This window comes from Bacillus vallismortis (assembly GCF_004116955.1).
GTDB lineage: Bacteria > Bacillota > Bacilli > Bacillales > Bacillaceae > Bacillus > Bacillus vallismortis.
The window spans coordinates 4,024,293-4,040,480 of record NZ_CP026362.1 but is presented as its reverse complement, the minus strand read 5'-3'; the positions used below and the strand labels follow the sequence as shown (position 1 = coordinate 4,040,480).

The following is a 16,188-nucleotide window of genomic DNA, read 5'->3' as shown; positions in this document are numbered from 1 at the left end:
TCGACCTCCCTAAAATGGATGTGAGAAGTGTGAAATGAGATCCGTATTCTGTAAAGAGTCGTACAGTATGCCGCTTCTTCGTTGTATGGTTTTAAAAGTAAGTTTGTGAAATATGCCCACGATCCCTCACCTCAAACACTCTCTTTGTTAGGTTTGTAACAGTGTATTAGCATTCTTTTGGGAATATGCTAAAAACTCAATAAGGACAAGGGGTGAAACAAACTTTTTCAGCTCAGCAAACTATTTCGTGTCACTACATTTTTATCTTTACATTCATCCACCCCTCCTGTAGAATGAAAAAGCAATTAGTTACTTAGGTAAGTTTTTTAGAAGGAGACCGACATGACCTACGTCAACAGAAACCTCATTCATCAAATCAACCAAAGCGCCCGCCTGATTGCCAAGAAAGCCAATGAACAGCTGGAGCCATTTGGCCTTTATTCCTCTCAATGGTCAGTTTTATATTGTTTGCGCACGATCGGACCAATGACTCAAAAAGAGATTTGGTCCTATTTAAATGTGGAGGCGCCGACTGTGACACGGACGATCAAACGCCTTGAAGAAAACGGCTGGGTACAGAGACAGCAAGGTGAAGACAAACGGGAGAAACTTGTTGTCCTCACAAAAGAAGCTGAGAAAAAATACGAAGACATCAATGTGAAAATGCTGAAATTCGAGGAAGAGCTGCTTGCGGATTTCCGGGATGAAGATAAGGAAGCTTTTTCTCATTTATTTCGCAAGTTTTTACAACAATGAAAATAGGGAAGTGACATACATTTGAAAAAAGCGGATGCGATATGGACCAAGGATTTTATTATGGTCCTGCTTGTCAATTTATTTGTGTTTGTGTTCTTTTATACATTTTTAACCGTACTGCCGATTTATACGCTTCAAGAACTTGGCGGCACAGAATCACAGGGCGGGCTTTTAATCAGCCTGTTCCTTCTGTCAGCAATCATTACACGGCCTTTCTCCGGAGCCATTGTTGAGCGCTTCGGGAAGAAAAGAATGGCGATTGTATCAATGGCGTTATTCGCCCTATCGTCTTTTCTGTATATGCCGATTCATAACTTTTCCTTGCTGCTCGGATTGCGATTCTTCCAAGGGATTTGGTTCAGCATTTTAACGACTGTTACAGGCGCGATTGCCGCGGACATCATTCCCGCCAAACGGCGCGGAGAAGGGCTTGGATACTTTGCCATGTCCATGAACCTCGCTATGGCGATCGGGCCTTTCCTTGGCCTGAATTTGATGAGAGTGGTAAGCTTCCCTGTATTCTTTACAGCCTTTGCGCTGTTTATGGTTGCGGGCTTGCTTGTTTCATTTTTGATAAAAGTGCCGCAAAGCAAAGACAGCGGTACGACTGTATTCCGTTTTGCGTTCTCGGATATGTTTGAAAAAGGCGCACTAAAGATTGCGACGGTCGGTTTGTTCATTTCTTTCTGTTATTCAACTGTTACATCATATCTGTCTGTATTCGCCAAATCAGTTGATCTTTCGGATGTCAGCGGATATTTCTTTGTTTGCTTCGCGGTGACAATGATGATCGCACGCCCGTTCACAGGGAAATTGTTCGACAAAGTTGGACCGGGCATTGTCATTTACCCATCAATCTTGATTTTCTCGGTGGGGCTCTGCATGCTGTCCTTCACAAATAGCGGCTTGATGCTTCTGCTTTCAGGAGCCGTTATCGGTCTCGGATACGGATCAATCGTTCCCTGCATGCAAACATTGGCGATCCAGAAATCTCCGGCTCACCGCTCAGGGTTTGCGACGGCAACGTTCTTTACCTTCTTTGACAGCGGAATTGCTGTAGGATCGTATGTGTTCGGATTATTTGTAGCGTCTGCCGGCTTCTCTGCCATTTATTTATCAGCGGGACTGTTTGTTCTGATTGCGCTGCTTCTCTATACGTGGAGCCAGAAACAACCTGCTAAAGCTGAAGGAAAAGTGTCTATTGCAGAATAATGCTCAGACTGCCGGAAAATCCGGCGGTCTTTTTTCATATCAAAAAACGGCGTCCTGCTCCGTTGAATGGGAGAGGACGCCGATGATTGCATGTTATTCAATGACTGGCCGCACAGGTGAATCAGGATCTAACGTAAAGTCATAGGACTCTTCATCACGATACATCGGATCGGCATAAATGGATTGCTGATCGTTATTTGTCGCTTTTTGATACACCGCAAACGAATCGTATTCATCCTTTTTCCACATCCATATACCGTCTTGATCCGTTTCCTTATGGTACACGTTATGATTGACCGTATTGCCTTCATTTGCCGTAAAGTCGTTTCCGATAAATAATCTTGAATCGCTGGCCGTCAATATATTCTTTTCGATTGTGTTGTTTTTTGTATCGTACTGCAGCAGCAGCTGTCCGCCATACAGCCCCTTTGTGTCATTCCGGTACATCATGTTGCGGGCAATCAGAGAATTGCTGGTGCCGCCCCGCTTTTTGTCATACCCCCCGACTGAAATACCGGTGTACGCATTGTTGTACACTTTGTTGTCTGTTATCTGAATAGCGGTTGCGTATTTCCCTTTGTGTTCAGACGTTGCTTCAATCCCAATATCATTATTGTAAACTGTGTTTTTCTTAATCTCGATACTATGCCCTCCATCGACATATATCCCGCCCGCTGAGTAATCATCTCCATAAGCAGGATTTCCGTAAGTTGAATTTTGATAAACCGTATTGTTTTCTACGACTCCGTTTCGCACGTAATCGTTTTTGGCCGCGGTTCCCTCATAACCGATAAGGTCGATCCCGATGTTGTTATTGTTGCGGACCACATTGCCCGCAACAGTGAAGCCGTCAATATTTCCGTTCAGCACTACCGCTTCACTCGCTCCAAGCGTCAGATTCTCTACAATATTGTCCTCGATTTGAATGTCTTTCATGCTGCCAGTCCCATAGACTGCGATTCCGTGGGCATTTCCTTCATCCGCTGTTGTCTTAATGTCCCGGACATGATTGTTCTGAATCGCAATATGACTGCTGGAGCCCGATAGATAAATCCCCATAGCAGTTGCTTCCTCAGATGAAACAGAAAGATCTTGAATCGTTAAACCGCTGATGGCAATGTCGTGTTTATCGTGAATATGAATGAGCGGTGTTTCATATTCTGCGTCCGCAACGGTTTCTCCGCTAATCACGACTTTTTCATTTTCGTAGTTTCGGAATGTGATAGGCGTTCCGTCCGCACCGCTGTGCTTTACAACAAGTGGTTCATGATACGTTCCTCCCCGAATCATAACGGTTGTGCCGGGGCTAGCCTCATCTGAAGCGTGTGCCAGTGTGCGAAACGGCTTTTCTTTTGTCCCTTCACTTTGATCACTGCCATGTGGCGAAACATATAGGTAATCTCCAGACCCTTCCTCATTCGCTTTTGTCTTATCATAAACAAAAGCGAGGATCACGGACGTTAACACACCTGCCAAAAGAATAAAATACCATTTTCTCATATTCGATTCCCATTTCGTTTTAGAATAGATTTCCAAAACAATTATAAATGTTCTATTTATGGAAAACCATTTCGAAAATATGAAAATATACCGTGAGATAGATCTTATTCAGCCCGGCGAACCTGCCCAGCTTCAAACGTCTCAATCACAGATGATGCCGGCGGGTGAACACGCATCAGAACAATATAGAAAAGAAATGAAATGAGCACACCGACAAACCAGGAAATATCGTATAAGCTCTTCAAAGCAGGAATATACATACCAATCAGTGAGATCAGCGCACCCAATATCGTGGCTGCAAACGCACGGTAATTGTAGCCCTTACAATACACATAACGCCCTGTTTCAGAATACAGGTCATCTATCGAGAGCTCCCGTTTGCGAATGATAAAGTAATCAGCCATCATCACGCCTGCCACCGGACCAAGCATGCCGCCAATTAAGCCGAGAAACGCGTATACGCTTGTCGCACTTTCCATCAGCTTCCACGGGACCGTAAATAAAGCGAGCAGTGCAGTGATGTAACTGCCGCGTTTGAAATTAATATATGTCGGCAAGGCATTTGCTATATCATAAGCGGGCGATACGATATTCGCCGCGACGTTTACAGAGATCGTGGCGATGCAGAGTGTGATCACGGACAATGCGATGACGTATGGGTTATCAAACCTCGCCAAAATATCCACAACATCCCAAATCGGTTCGCCGAAAGCAACCTGAGAACCGGAGGTCACTGTAATACTGGCAAACGCAAACAGTGCAAAGGTTCCCGGCAAGCCGTAAAATTGCCCTTTGACTTGCTCTTTTTGCGTTTTAGCAAACCGTGTAAAATCGGGGATATTTAAGATTAATGTCGCCCAGATGCCGATGATGCCGGTAACCCCGGCGGCAAACGGCCAGAATGTTTCTGAAAACGTATGGAACTTTCCCGGCTGGGAATAAATCGGCCCCAATCCTCCGGCAATATCGACAGCCCACCATACCATGCCGCCAAATACCAGATACACTAAAGGACCCGCCCATACTTCAAAACGCTTAATCGATTCCATGCCGTGATGCAATACAAGCAAATGAATGGCCCAAAAGAATATAAAAGAAAGCAAACCAGACAAGTGAATGCCGAGAATGTTCCACTCGCCGCCAATTCCTCCCCAGCCCGGCCATATATTCAAAAGCAAAATATTCAGCGCCGTGCTTCCGGCAAAGGTTTGAATGCCGAGCCACATAATCGCTGTAAACGCCCTGAGAAGCGCTGGGATATTCGCCCCATATATTCCGTAAGAAGCCCGAATGATTACCGGGAACGGCAGCCCGTATTTTGTCCCCGCATGGCCATTTAAAGCCAAAGCGCCAAACAAGATAAGCGAAGCTGTAATAATGATCGCCAGCACCTGCCAAGGCGAGAGGCCGATCGCAATTAATCCGCCCACCGTCGCATAGGTCGGTATATTATGAATACATCCCATCCAAATGGAGGCAAAGTTTATTGCTTTCCACGTCCGTTTTTCCTGTCCCAAAGGCAACAGATCTTCATTGCTCAGTTTGTTGGATTGATGCTGGCTCGTTTTTAATGTCATAGCCGGCTCCCCTTTCGATATTGTCTGTTTTCGTCACATGTTCAGTTTTCTGACATTCGATGTCACCTAATATAACTGAAAAGTCAGACAATAACATTAGCTATGATATACAATTTTCCTATTTCTATTTGAACAGCTTAAACAAGAAAAAAGACAGACCTAGCTCCGGTCTCTTTTCTCACGATGCAGTTTTCCCGCAAAGCACATCGCCATTCATATCGCACTAAGATCCTGCGTGCCAATGTCAAACAATCGTTAACCAAATCACCGTTCACAATAATCATATACATATAACTGCCCCCTCATACAGCTGTTTCGCGGGATTACAATAAGACCGCCGCAATGATTTCACCGAAATCTATGAACGGTTCGTAAACATGGGAATCCCTGAAAAATGTCTACGCAATGCCAACCTCCTCCCCAGCAGCTGCCTCGATTTCAGGCGTTGAGCCAGACCGTACACGAAAAAATGAAAGGCTAAAAATAATCGGACCGTCGCTGGCTGCTACTCTCCTGAACCTGCCGCCTTTGGTCATCACGATCCTCTCCTTAGTGTCATATAAAACCTTCTTCTTATTGTAAATTCCCAGTTCCGCTCTTATGGATAGCAACTTTTATAGATATAAAGTCTTATAATCTTTCAATTGTCCATTTGCTGTTATTCCATCCCTCGATAACATCCCCTAAAAAACCACGTAAGGAAATCTTACATGAAAATGTTTTATCATTCTTTTTTCTCTATAATGAGGAAATATAATAATTCTTTTATTCTGAAAAATACGGAGGAATGAGACATGCAAATGGGCGATACAGTTTTTATGTTCTTTTGCGCTTTACTCGTGTGGCTGATGACCCCGGGATTAGCGTTATTTTATGGAGGAATGGTAAAAAGCAAAAATGTGCTGAGCACCGCTATGCACAGTTTCTCTTCCATTGCCATCGTTTCCATCGTTTGGGTGCTGTTCGGATATACACTCGCCTTCGCACCAGGCAATTCACTCATTGGCGGGCTGGAATGGGCCGGTCTGAAAGGGGTCGGATTTGATCCGGGAGATTACAGTGATACCATTCCCCATTCATTATTTATGATGTTCCAAATGACGTTCGCTGTTCTGACAACAGCCATTATTTCCGGCGCTTTCGCAGAGCGGATGCGATTCGCCGCTTTTCTTTTATTCTCTGTTTTATGGGTTTCCTTCGTTTACACACCGGTTGCGCACTGGGTATGGGGCGGCGGCTGGATCGGCCAGCTTGGCGCGCTCGATTTCGCCGGCGGCAACGTTGTTCATATTTCCTCCGGTGTGGCAGGCCTTGTTCTCGCTATTGTGCTCGGAAAACGGAAAGAAGGCACAGCGCCTTCCCCGCACAATCTCATTTACACCTTCTTAGGCGGGGCTTTGATTTGGTTCGGCTGGTTCGGTTTTAACGTCGGCAGCGCCCTGACCTTAGATGATGTGGCCATGTACGCCTTCATCAACACAAACACTGCCGCAGCAGCCGGGATTGCCGGCTGGATCTTAGTAGAATGGATCATTAACAAGAAACCGACGATGCTCGGAGCGGTATCCGGCGCAATTGCCGGGCTTGTGGCGATTACACCGGCAGCTGGATTTGTCACCCCGTTCGCTTCTATTATTATCGGCATCATAGGCGGTGCGGTTTGTTTCTGGGGCGTTTTCTCGCTCAAAAAGAAATTCGGATACGATGACGCACTCGACGCCTTTGGCTTGCATGGCATCGGCGGCACATGGGGCGGCATCGCAACAGGATTATTCGCGACAACCTCTGTTAATTCAGCGGGAGCAGATGGATTATTTTATGGTGATGCAAGCTTAATCTGGAAACAAATCGTAGCGATCGTTGCCACTTACGTTTTTGTATTTATAGTCACATTCGTTATCATTAAAATTGTAGGCCTCTTCCTTCCCCTTCGCGCAACCGAAGAAGAAGAATCACTTGGGCTTGATTTAACGATGCACGGGGAAAAAGCATATCAAGATACTATGTGAGGAGTGACGTCATGAGCGGTCAAATGTTCAAGGTGGAAATTGTAACGCGTCCGGCAAATTTCGAAAAGCTGAAGGAGGAACTTGGAAAAATCGGAGTGACCTCTCTGACCTTCTCCAATGTTCACGGCTGCGGCCTTCAAAAAGCGCATACGGAGCTCTATCGAGGGGTAAAAATAGAAAGCAATGTATACGAGCGTTTAAAAATTGAAATTGTGGTCAGCAAAGTCCCTGTTGATCAAGTGACTGAGACCGCTAAAAGAGTCCTGAAAACGGGTTCACCCGGCGACGGAAAAATATTTGTCTACGAAATCAGCAATACAATCAACATCCGCACCGGCGAGGAAGGACCTGACGCACTGTAATCGTTTTTGAAGAGATTCGGAATTCCGGATCTCTTTTTTTTGCATAGAATCCCCCAGAAAGACTGTTTCCCCTTCGAATTCTCTTCAAGCATCACAATTTCCGGCAAATTCTTTATTGATTTGAAACTTTTTATGAGTATAATGGGTCTATTATAAAAAATGCAAAAGGTGATTATTTGAATTACGAACTATTTAAAGCCATCCATGGACTATCTCATCACAATTCGGTTCTTGATTCCATTATGGTCTTCATAACGGAATATGCCATTCTCGCTTATGCTCTCATCCTGCTGGCTATCTGGGTGTTCGGGAACACGCAAAGCAGAAAAAATGTGCTTTACGCGGGCCTTACAGGAATTGCGGGTCTTGTCATCAACTTTTTGATTTCACAAGTTTATTTCGAACCGCGCCCGTTCGTCGCGCACACTGTGCATACACTGATTCCGCACGATGCGGATGCTTCATTTCCGAGTGACCACACGACAGGCGCGTTAGCGATTTCGATTGCGATGCTATTCAGAAACCGCAAGATCGGCTGGCCGCTTGTCATTTTCGGGCTATTGACAGGGTTTTCAAGAATTTGGGTAGGGCATCACTATCCCGTAGATGTATTGGGCAGCCTCGTTGTCTCTATCATTATCGGGTTCCTATTCTTTAGGTTTTCAGATCTGCTTCGCCCATTGGTCGATTGGATTGTGAGAATCTATGAAGCCATCATCAATAAACTGACGAAAAAACCAACCGATCAAAATTTCTAGAAAAGACAAAAGCCGGCGTCTGAATTAAGACAGCCGGCTTTCATATTTTTCATGCATCTTATGTTTTCTCCGCTTCGCCAACACATATAAACCACAAAACAATCCAATTCCAACAGCATCGATGAGCACATCCCGCATACATCCATTTCTGCTGAAGAAGAGCTGAAGAACTTCTGTAAAAAACGCAAATACAAATGAGCCGGCTGCAGCCAATTTTATGCCGCACCGCTGTTTCCACAGCAAATAGGTCAGGACAAAGAAGGAAAACGCGTGCCCGATTTTTTGAATAAACGCTTCAGGTACAGCAAGCTCAGCAACATCCAACACCAAAAATTGAGACAGGTCGGGGCGCGGCTGAAAATGAAAGGCTACCGTTTGCGTTAAGACCATGCCGCTGAAACTTTCCGTACAGACAGAAAGCAGCATAAAAAGGGTCCAGCCTCCGAGCAATAGACGGTTCATGATATAACCTCCTTTATAGCGTATGTACCGATATATAGCGACATAAGCAAAAGTAAAGAAAAAAACGCCTATCACACGGATAGACGTTTTCTACATTAAGATTGTTCAGTGTCTTCTGTTGTGCTGCTTTCTTTAGAACCAGATTTGTCAGTTGAATCATCCGTTTTCTCATCGGATTTTTCTTCTGTTCCTTTTTCAGTTGCTCCATCCTTTTTCTCGGAAGATTGCTGAATGGATTCTTCTGTTTCTTCAGCGGCAGCTTTTTCTTCTGCTGCTGCAGCTTTTTCAATAGAAGAAACCGGCTTGTCCATAAAGTTCAGCGGGTTCATGGCGACTCCGTCTTTACGGATTTCAAAATGCACGTGGTTTCCGCTGTCTTCACTGTACAAGTTCTTGCCAGACTTTCCGATCACTTGGTTTTGCTTTACCTTGTCACCTTGCTCAACACTTACTTCAGAAAGAGATTGATACACAGTTGATAAGCCGTTGGCATGTTCAACTTCAATTACGTATCCCAGCACCGGATCTTTTTCAGCCTTGACAACCGTACCGCTCAAAGAAGCAGAAACATCGAAATCTTTTCCGTCTTTCTCAGCTAAGTCAATTCCTTTGCTTAGGCTGTACGTGTTATTATAGGTAACGAGTGCTGCTTCTTTCTCTTCTTTTGCGGCATCGGTTTCATAGAACTTTTTCACAACAGATACGTTTTCAGAATCAACAACCGGCATAGCGACATTTTCCATTGACTTTCCTACTTCAACTGCATCGTCGTTGTTGTCATATGCGGAGTTTCCGCCGTTATCAGCCAACTGATCCTTTACATCATCATTTGATACAGATTGGTACCAAAGGACAGCTGTTAAAATGACGGCCGCACTGACTAAGTAAATTGCAGGGAACACCCAGCGTTTACGAAAAAACTGCTGAAGTTTTTTGACTTGAGAAGTTTTCTTTTCTTCCTCTCTCATTGTTTCATCACCTCAGCAACATTCTGAACACTTTTCTGAAAATATATACACCTATACAAAAAACTTTTTTTACATGTAGTTTGCGCAGGCTGATACGAAAATATGTGACTTTTTTGAGAGGAGTGCAAAAATGTATGAACATGACATTGCGTCTTGCTGAACATAAAGATCTGGAGGCTGTTGTTGCAATTTATAATTCAACGATTGCTTCGAGAATGGTAACAGCCGATACAGAACCGGTAACACCCGAAGACAGGATGGAGTGGTTTTTGGGGCATACAGAGTCGCGGCCGCTCTATGTTGCCGAAGACGGAAGCGGGAACGTTGCTGCCTGGATCAGCTTTGAAACATTTTACGGAAGGCCCGCTTATAATAAAACAGCGGAGGTCAGCATATACATTGACGAAGCATGCCGCGGCAAAGGCGTCGGATCGTATTTGCTCAAGGAAGCGCTTCGCATTGCGCCGGAACTTGGAATCCGTTCACTTATGGCCTTCATTTTCGGACATAATAAACCAAGCTTGAAGCTGTTTGAAAAGCACGGGTTTGCGGAATGGGGACTATTCCCCGGCATCGCCGAAATGGACGGCAAAAGATACGATTTAAAAATTTTAGGGAGAGAGCTATCATGATTAGTCTGGATAAAGATGAAAACGAGATTGAACATCAGAACGAAGGAAATGATGCCGTTGAACAGGAGATTGCGGCTGAGGAAAGTGAAAGCCGCCAGCTGAGTACCTCTGCTGTCAAGTCGCTATCAGACATCGCCAAGTGGGGCAAAGTGTCAGGCATTTTGCTGATCGTTATGGGATCGCTTGCCACACTGTCTACCTTGATGACAGTGATCGGCGCCATTCCGGGCGTACTACTCATTATCTCAGGCGTCTTTTTGATGCGTTCAGCAAAAGCAGCTGCGGAAGCCGAAGGAAATCTTGCCGGCAGTGCTGGTGAAAACATGCTTGAGAATTACGGAAAGTTTATAAAGATGCAGTTGTTTTACGCTGCATCCAGTATTATTTCGGCCCTGATTGGGATCGCTCTGCTCATTTTCATATTCGTGATTATCGGTATTGCCGCTTATGAAAGCACCGACACATATGAAGATCCGGATTCTTATTACTATGAGGATGATCCGGTGTTTGAATAGTGATTTAATAAGATAGACACAAATCGCATAGGCGTGAGTTTGGTATTAAATGAACCAGACTCATGCCTTTTTATTATGTTTCACTGCGTTATCTCCATTTCTCCATAACGCGCTCCTTCGTCAGACATCCTTCATATAACACAACCTTTTAAACCATCATGATCGTTTCTCCCTTCCAATCTCTCCATTTCATTCTTAGAAGACAGGTGTTTCTCTCTATGTTTTATCAGCTGCCCTCCCCGCCCCTGTTACAGCCGCTCTACTAGCAAAATAATAGGTGAAACCAAATAGGCTAGAGCAAACACAGAGTTTACTAACAAGCATATACTCCAATAACCGACATTGTTTTACCATTCGGAAAAAGGAAGTGAGCAGACTAGTGTTTTTCAAAGATAAAAAAATACTCATCATTGGCGGAACAGGCACGATTGGAAAAAGCCTTCTACAACATATTTTGAAGGACCAGCCAAAGGTTGTGCGAATCTTCAGCAGGGATGAATATAAACAATTTATGCTAGAAAACGAAATCGGGCCAAGAAAGGATATTAGATTTTTAATAGGAGATGTACGAGATTATGACCGGGTCTTACATGCAATGGACGGCATTGACTACGTCTTCCATACTGCTGCCATGAAGCATGTTCCCGCTTGCGAATACAATCCCTATGAAGCGGTCCTGACAAATATTATAGGAACCAATCATGTCATCAAAGCAGCCGTTGCCCAAAACGTGAAAAAAGTCGTTTTTACAAGTTCCGATAAAGCAATCTCACCAACGAATGCATATGGCGCAACAAAACTCACAGCTGAAAGATTAATTTCCGCTGCACAATACAGCAAGGGAAGAGCCGAGACGGTTTTTTCGTGTGTTCGATTTGGAAATGTCATGGGTTCAAGGGGTTCTGTAGTTCCCTTGTTTACAAAACAAATCTTAAAGCAAAAAAAAGTGACTGTGACGGATTTAAACATGAACCGCTTTATGATGACACTGGATCAGGCGACGTCATTATTAATTAGTGCGCTTAAAGAATCTCAAGGCGGAGAAATTTTCATATTAAAAATGCCTGTGATCTCACTGCGTGACTTAGTGTCAGTCGTTGTTGAAGAAACATGCAAAAATCACAATCTGAATGTTGATGAAATTGAAATACAAGAGATCGGGCTGCGCCCCGGAGAAAAAATGTATGAAGAACTGATGACGCATGATGAATCAACTATGGCTTTTGAGCTGCCTGAAATGTTTGTGATTCCTTCATCATTCGGGAAAAAAAATCAATATACTCAAGCAAAAAAAGCAACTGAAGGAACTTATAGTTCAAATGATCAGGAGCAAATGTCAAAAGGAGAAGTCCTGACATTATTAAAATCGCAAAAACTCATTTAATCTGGAAAGGAAGATGGTCATGAATATTCTTGTTACCGGAGGAGCAGGTTTTATTGGCAGATGGGTTGTGAAAAAGTTATTAGAAGACGGTCATCAAGTATGGGTGCTGGATGATTTGTCGAACGGGCGTTTAGAAAATATTGAAGAGCTGAAGAACGCTCCGGGATTTATCGAGTTTATTAATGGAGATATAAAGGATCTAAAAACACTAGAAGATCTTTTCTTGAACCAATTTGATATTTGCTATCATTTGGGTGCAAGCATAAACGTACAAGACAGCATCGACGATCCGAAAACCACATTTGAAAATGACACAATCGGTACTTTTAACATTTTAGAATTATGTAAAAAGCATAATGTGAAAGTTGTTTTTATGAGTACCTGTATGGTGTATGACCGAGCTGCATTTGCAGAAGGCATTAAAGAAACAGACCCTATTAAACCCGCTTCTCCTTATGCAGGTGCAAAAATCGCCGCTGAAAACATGGTGCTCTCCTATTATCATGCGTATGGTCTTCCAGCAGTGGTGATACGTCCGTTTAACACGTATGGGCCTTTCCAGAAAACAGGTGGCGAAGGCGGAGTCGTCGCGATTTTTATAAAAAATAAATTGGACGGGAAAAAGCTGCATATATATGGGGATGGCACTCAAACACGAGATCTTTTATATGTTGAGGATTGTGCTCATTTCGTCGTGCAGGCCGGTTATTCCCAAAAAGCAAACGGTGAAATTATAAACGCAGGCCTTGGAAGAGATATCTCTATTAATGATTTAGCAGCATTAATTGCAGGCGATAGACAAAACATTCACCATGTAGAGCATATCCATCCTCAAAGTGAAATTCCAAAATTGTTATGCAACTACGAAAAAGCAAAGAAAATCCTTAATTGGAGCCCTCAGGTCAGTTTGGAGGAAGGAATAAGAAAAACAGAAGAATGGATTAAAGGCACGAATCTTATTTAATAGGAGAATGGAATATGAATAATGAAAATAAATTGGCGATTGCAGGCGGTAAGCCCGTCAGAGATTCTTACCTTCCATACGGCAGACAATGGCTGGATGAGGAAGATATCCAATCGGTAGTTGATGTTTTACGTGGAGACTATTTGACGACGGGCCCAACCATTGACTTATTCGAACAGAAAGTCGCTGAATATGCTGGCAGCAGATATGCTGTTGCATTTTCCAGCGGCACAGCTGCTTTGCATGCAGCTTGCTTTGCTGCGGGAATTTCACAGGGAGATGAAGTGATTACTACACCCATCACCTTCGCGGCAAGCGCCAATTGTATTTTGTACATGGGCGCCAAACCGGTTTTTGCAGATATTGACCCGCTCACATACAATATCGACCCTGATTCTATTGAAAAGCTGATTACCCCAAAAACAAAGGCTATTATCCCCGTAGACTTCACGGGACAGCCGGTGAACCACGACCAAATTCAAAAAATCGCAAAAGCCAATAACGTAATCGTCATTGAAGATGCTGCACATGCATTAGGCGCTTCATATAAAGGAAAAAAAATCGGTTCTATCAGTGATATGACGATGTTTAGCTTCCACCCCGTCAAACATATCACAACCGGCGAAGGCGGAATGATAACGACTAATAATAGAACATATTATGAAAAGCTGCTCCAATTTCGCAGTCACGGTATAACCCGTGATCCGAAAAAATTAACCCAAGACCATGGATCGTGGTACTATGAAATGCACTTCCTTGGTTTCAATTATCGGATGACAGATATCCAAGCTTCATTAGGGGTCAGCCAACTGAAAAAAATAGATGATTTTATTAACACACGAAATCATCTTGCCAGAATCTATAATGAAAAATTAAAAACCATCTCCCACATTCATCTCCCAAGCCAAGATGCAGCCTCAACTTCAAGCTGGCACCTTTATATTATCAACTTACATCTCGATCAGCTAAAGGGAACTCGCGATGACATTTTTAACGCTATGCAAAAAGAAAATATTGGAGTTAACGTTCACTATATACCTGTGTATCTACATCCTTACTATCAACGTTTAGGTTATCAAGCCGGCCTATGTCCACATGCAGAAGCCCTTTATAAAGGAATCATCACCTTGCCTCTGTTTCAATCAATGAACGAAAAAGATGCAGATGACGTGATCAAAGCACTAAAAAAAGTAGTGGATTTTTATTCGTAGGAGGTGATGAGTTGACAGTAACGGCTATTATCCAAGCACGGATGGGCTCCAGCAGATTGCCAGGCAAAGTATTAAAAAAAGTTTTGAATAAACCTCTGCTGGAATATCAGATTGAAAGAATAAAGAGGTCAGCCCTTATTGATGAGATTGTGATCGCCACAACGACAAATGCTATAGATAAACCAATTGTTGAGCTAAGTAAGAGGTTATCTCTTGCTTATTATTGCGGGTCGGAAAATGATGTTCTATCAAGGTATTACGAAGCTGCAAAAATGAGCAAAGCGGAAACGATCGTCCGCTTAACCTCTGACTGCCCTATTATTGATCATCGTGTCATTGACAAAGTCATTACGTATTATCTAGATGCAAACGGTCACTATGATTATGTGTCTAACACTTTAAATAGAACGTACCCCCGCGGAATGGATATAGAAGTTTTTTCAGCTTCGTCGTTAGAAAAAGCTCATGCCGAGTCCAGTCTTGAATATGAACGAGAGCACGTAACACCCTTTATTTTCATGAATCCCGCCCGCTTCAAATTGGCTAATATCACCAATGCCGAAAATCAAAAACAGCATAGATGGACTGTGGACACACCTGAGGACTTTTTATTAATCAAAAAGATCATTGAAAATCTGTATCCAACTAAACCTGACTTTAGCTTAGAGGATACATTAGCATTATTGAACACGTTTCCGGAGTGGTCTTTACTCAACGCCCGAATAGAACAAAAAGAACTCTTCAATGAAAACAATGACAAAGATAAGTGATGATGGGGTGCTGTTATGAATATTCTTTTCAGAGCAGATGCTTCAATTGAAATAGGCACAGGCCATATCATGAGGTGCCTCACGCTTGCTCATGCTTTGCGTAAAAAGGGAGCTCATATTATATTTGTTTGCCGACACTTACAGGGACATCTAGCTGATGTGATTCGCGAGCAGCAGTTTGATCTCATTATGCTTCCAGAACCTAAAAAGAATGTTTTCATTCCTAAAGCAACTCCCCATTCTGATTGGCTTGGTGTCCCTTGGCATGTTGACTCAGACGAAACCATTCATGCGATGAAAAACCTAAACAAGGAAATCTCTCTCCTTATCGTTGATCACTACTCAATTGATATCAATTGGGAGAAGAAAGTGAAAAAACATGTCAAAAAAATGATGGTAATTGATGATCTGGCTGACCGTTTCCATGATTGTGATATTTTATTAGACCAGAATCTTTATCCTCATTATAAAGACCGTTATGTTCCTTTGGTCCCCAAAAGCTGCAAACAATTTTTAGGGCCAGAGTATGTCTTATTGCGAGACGAATTTTATTCATTTTGTCCCAGTAACAAAAACTGCGATGGAAGCATAAGAAAGATTCTTGTCTTTTTTGGAGGCACTGATCCCACTAATGAAACGAAAAAGGCCATGAAAGCCTTTCAGCAGCTTTCCTCCCGTGATATTGAGCTGGACATCGTGATTGGAAGCACCAATGTTCATAAGAATGAAATTGAATCCATTTGTAATAAACATGTTTTTTTCAACTTTCACTGCCAAGTCAATCATATTGCAGAATTAATGTACAATGCCGACCTTGCGATAGGTGCGGGCGGAACTGCTGCATGGGAGCGCTGCTTTCTCGGCCTTCCAGCCATCGTGATCACAGTCGCTGAAAATCAAGAACTGATCGCTCAAACACTCGATCAAATAGGCGCTATTCAATATCTGGGGCCTAAAGAATCAGTCAAAGAATCACATATCGTCTCCGCCCTTCACGACATGATCAATAACCCCTTGTCATTCATACAAATGGCCAAAAAAGCCCGCATGCTACTAGAAGGAAATATTGATAGTCGCCAAAATCTCTTATTGGAAATTTTAAAGTAAG

17 protein-coding genes and 1 pseudogene are annotated in these 16,188 nt (G+C 43.2%); 12 read left to right on the top strand and 6 right to left on the bottom strand.

The window, feature by feature from the left end; all coding sequences use genetic code 11:
- Positions 1-9: 9 nt before the first annotated feature.
- Entirely contained in the window at positions 10-120 is a 111-nt protein-coding gene (locus tag BV11031_RS21375) for a protein usd (RefSeq protein WP_082022679.1), read from the bottom strand.
- A gap of 222 nt (positions 121-342) precedes the next feature.
- Between BV11031_RS21375 and BV11031_RS21370 the strand changes: the two genes are divergently transcribed.
- Positions 343-756, top strand: a complete 414-nt coding sequence (locus tag BV11031_RS21370) for a MarR family winged helix-turn-helix transcriptional regulator (RefSeq protein WP_010328873.1) — start codon at positions 343-345, stop codon at positions 754-756.
- A 21-nt stretch (positions 757-777) separates the two neighbouring features.
- Positions 778-1,968, top strand: a complete 1,191-nt coding sequence (locus tag BV11031_RS21365; RefSeq protein WP_010328874.1) for an MFS transporter — start codon at positions 778-780, stop codon at positions 1,966-1,968.
- 93 nt (positions 1,969-2,061) lie between these two features.
- Here the strand turns inward: BV11031_RS21365 and BV11031_RS21360 are convergent, their stop codons facing one another.
- The 3 genes and pseudogenes from BV11031_RS21360 to BV11031_RS23125 form a co-directional block, all read right to left on the bottom strand.
- Positions 2,062-3,468 (bottom strand): right-handed parallel beta-helix repeat-containing protein, encoded by a 1,407-nt coding sequence (locus BV11031_RS21360; protein WP_010328875.1) that lies wholly within the window; start codon positions 3,466-3,468, stop codon positions 2,062-2,064.
- Positions 3,469-3,572: 104 nt separating this feature from the next.
- Positions 3,573-5,045, bottom strand: a complete 1,473-nt coding sequence (gene pucI, locus BV11031_RS21355; RefSeq protein ID WP_010328876.1) for an allantoin permease — start codon at positions 5,043-5,045, stop codon at positions 3,573-3,575.
- A 216-nt stretch (positions 5,046-5,261) separates the two neighbouring features.
- Positions 5,262-5,581: pseudogene (locus BV11031_RS23125) on the bottom strand (hypothetical protein); the annotation flags it as partial.
- A 258-nt stretch (positions 5,582-5,839) separates the two neighbouring features.
- On the opposite strand from BV11031_RS23125, the gene amtB reads away from it, so the two are divergent.
- The 3 genes from amtB (at position 5,840) to BV11031_RS21340 (ending at position 8,174) form a co-directional block, all read left to right on the top strand.
- Positions 5,840-7,054, top strand: coding sequence for an ammonium transporter AmtB (gene amtB, locus BV11031_RS21350; RefSeq protein ID WP_010328877.1), 1,215 nt, complete (start codon positions 5,840-5,842; stop codon positions 7,052-7,054).
- 11 nt (positions 7,055-7,065) lie between these two features.
- On the top strand, positions 7,066-7,416 hold the full coding sequence (locus tag BV11031_RS21345) for a P-II family nitrogen regulator (protein WP_010328878.1): 351 nt from the start codon (positions 7,066-7,068) through the stop codon (positions 7,414-7,416).
- 176 nt (positions 7,417-7,592) lie between these two features.
- Positions 7,593-8,174: an undecaprenyl-diphosphatase gene (locus BV11031_RS21340; RefSeq protein WP_010328879.1), complete on the top strand. Its 582-nt coding sequence runs from the start codon at positions 7,593-7,595 to the stop codon at positions 8,172-8,174.
- 24 nt (positions 8,175-8,198) lie between these two features.
- Here the strand turns inward: BV11031_RS21340 and BV11031_RS21335 are convergent, their stop codons facing one another.
- The gene (locus tag BV11031_RS21335; protein WP_010328880.1) at positions 8,199-8,636 is read right to left on the bottom strand and encodes a VanZ family protein; all 438 of its coding nucleotides are present in this window, start codon (positions 8,634-8,636) and stop codon (positions 8,199-8,201) included.
- A gap of 95 nt (positions 8,637-8,731) precedes the next feature.
- Positions 8,732-9,604, bottom strand: coding sequence for a stage II sporulation protein SpoIIQ (gene spoIIQ, locus BV11031_RS21330; protein ID WP_010328881.1), 873 nt, complete (start codon positions 9,602-9,604; stop codon positions 8,732-8,734).
- Positions 9,605-9,744: 140 nt separating this feature from the next.
- Here spoIIQ and BV11031_RS21325 point away from each other — a divergent pair, with 140 nt between their 5' ends.
- The 7 genes from BV11031_RS21325 to pseG all read left to right on the top strand — a co-directional run bounded on the left by BV11031_RS21325 (position 9,745) and on the right by pseG (position 16,187).
- Positions 9,745-10,236, top strand: a complete 492-nt coding sequence (locus BV11031_RS21325) for a GNAT family N-acetyltransferase (protein WP_082246312.1) — start codon at positions 9,745-9,747, stop codon at positions 10,234-10,236.
- Entirely contained in the window at positions 10,233-10,751 is a 519-nt protein-coding gene (locus tag BV11031_RS21320) for a DUF5362 family protein (protein ID WP_010328883.1), read from the top strand. The genes BV11031_RS21325 and BV11031_RS21320 overlap by 4 nt, the downstream gene beginning before the upstream one ends.
- 379 nt (positions 10,752-11,130) lie before the next feature.
- Entirely contained in the window at positions 11,131-12,135 is a 1,005-nt protein-coding gene (locus BV11031_RS21315; protein ID WP_010328884.1) for an SDR family NAD(P)-dependent oxidoreductase, read from the top strand.
- A gap of 19 nt (positions 12,136-12,154) precedes the next feature.
- Positions 12,155-13,099 carry a dTDP-glucose 4,6-dehydratase gene (locus BV11031_RS21310; protein ID WP_010328885.1) on the top strand — a complete coding sequence of 315 codons (945 nt, stop codon included), beginning with the start codon at positions 12,155-12,157 and terminating at the stop codon, positions 13,097-13,099.
- Between the two features lie 14 nt (positions 13,100-13,113).
- The gene (gene pseC, locus BV11031_RS21305; RefSeq protein WP_010328886.1) at positions 13,114-14,310 is read left to right on the top strand and encodes a UDP-4-amino-4,6-dideoxy-N-acetyl-beta-L-altrosamine transaminase; all 1,197 of its coding nucleotides are present in this window, start codon (positions 13,114-13,116) and stop codon (positions 14,308-14,310) included.
- An 11-nt stretch (positions 14,311-14,321) separates the two neighbouring features.
- Positions 14,322-15,080 (top strand): cytidylyltransferase domain-containing protein, encoded by a 759-nt coding sequence (locus tag BV11031_RS21300; protein WP_010328887.1) that lies wholly within the window; start codon positions 14,322-14,324, stop codon positions 15,078-15,080.
- 15 nt (positions 15,081-15,095) lie between these two features.
- Positions 15,096-16,187, top strand: coding sequence for a UDP-2,4-diacetamido-2,4,6-trideoxy-beta-L-altropyranose hydrolase (gene pseG / locus BV11031_RS21295; RefSeq protein WP_010328888.1), 1,092 nt, complete (start codon positions 15,096-15,098; stop codon positions 16,185-16,187).
- Position 16,188 lies beyond the last annotated feature (1 nt).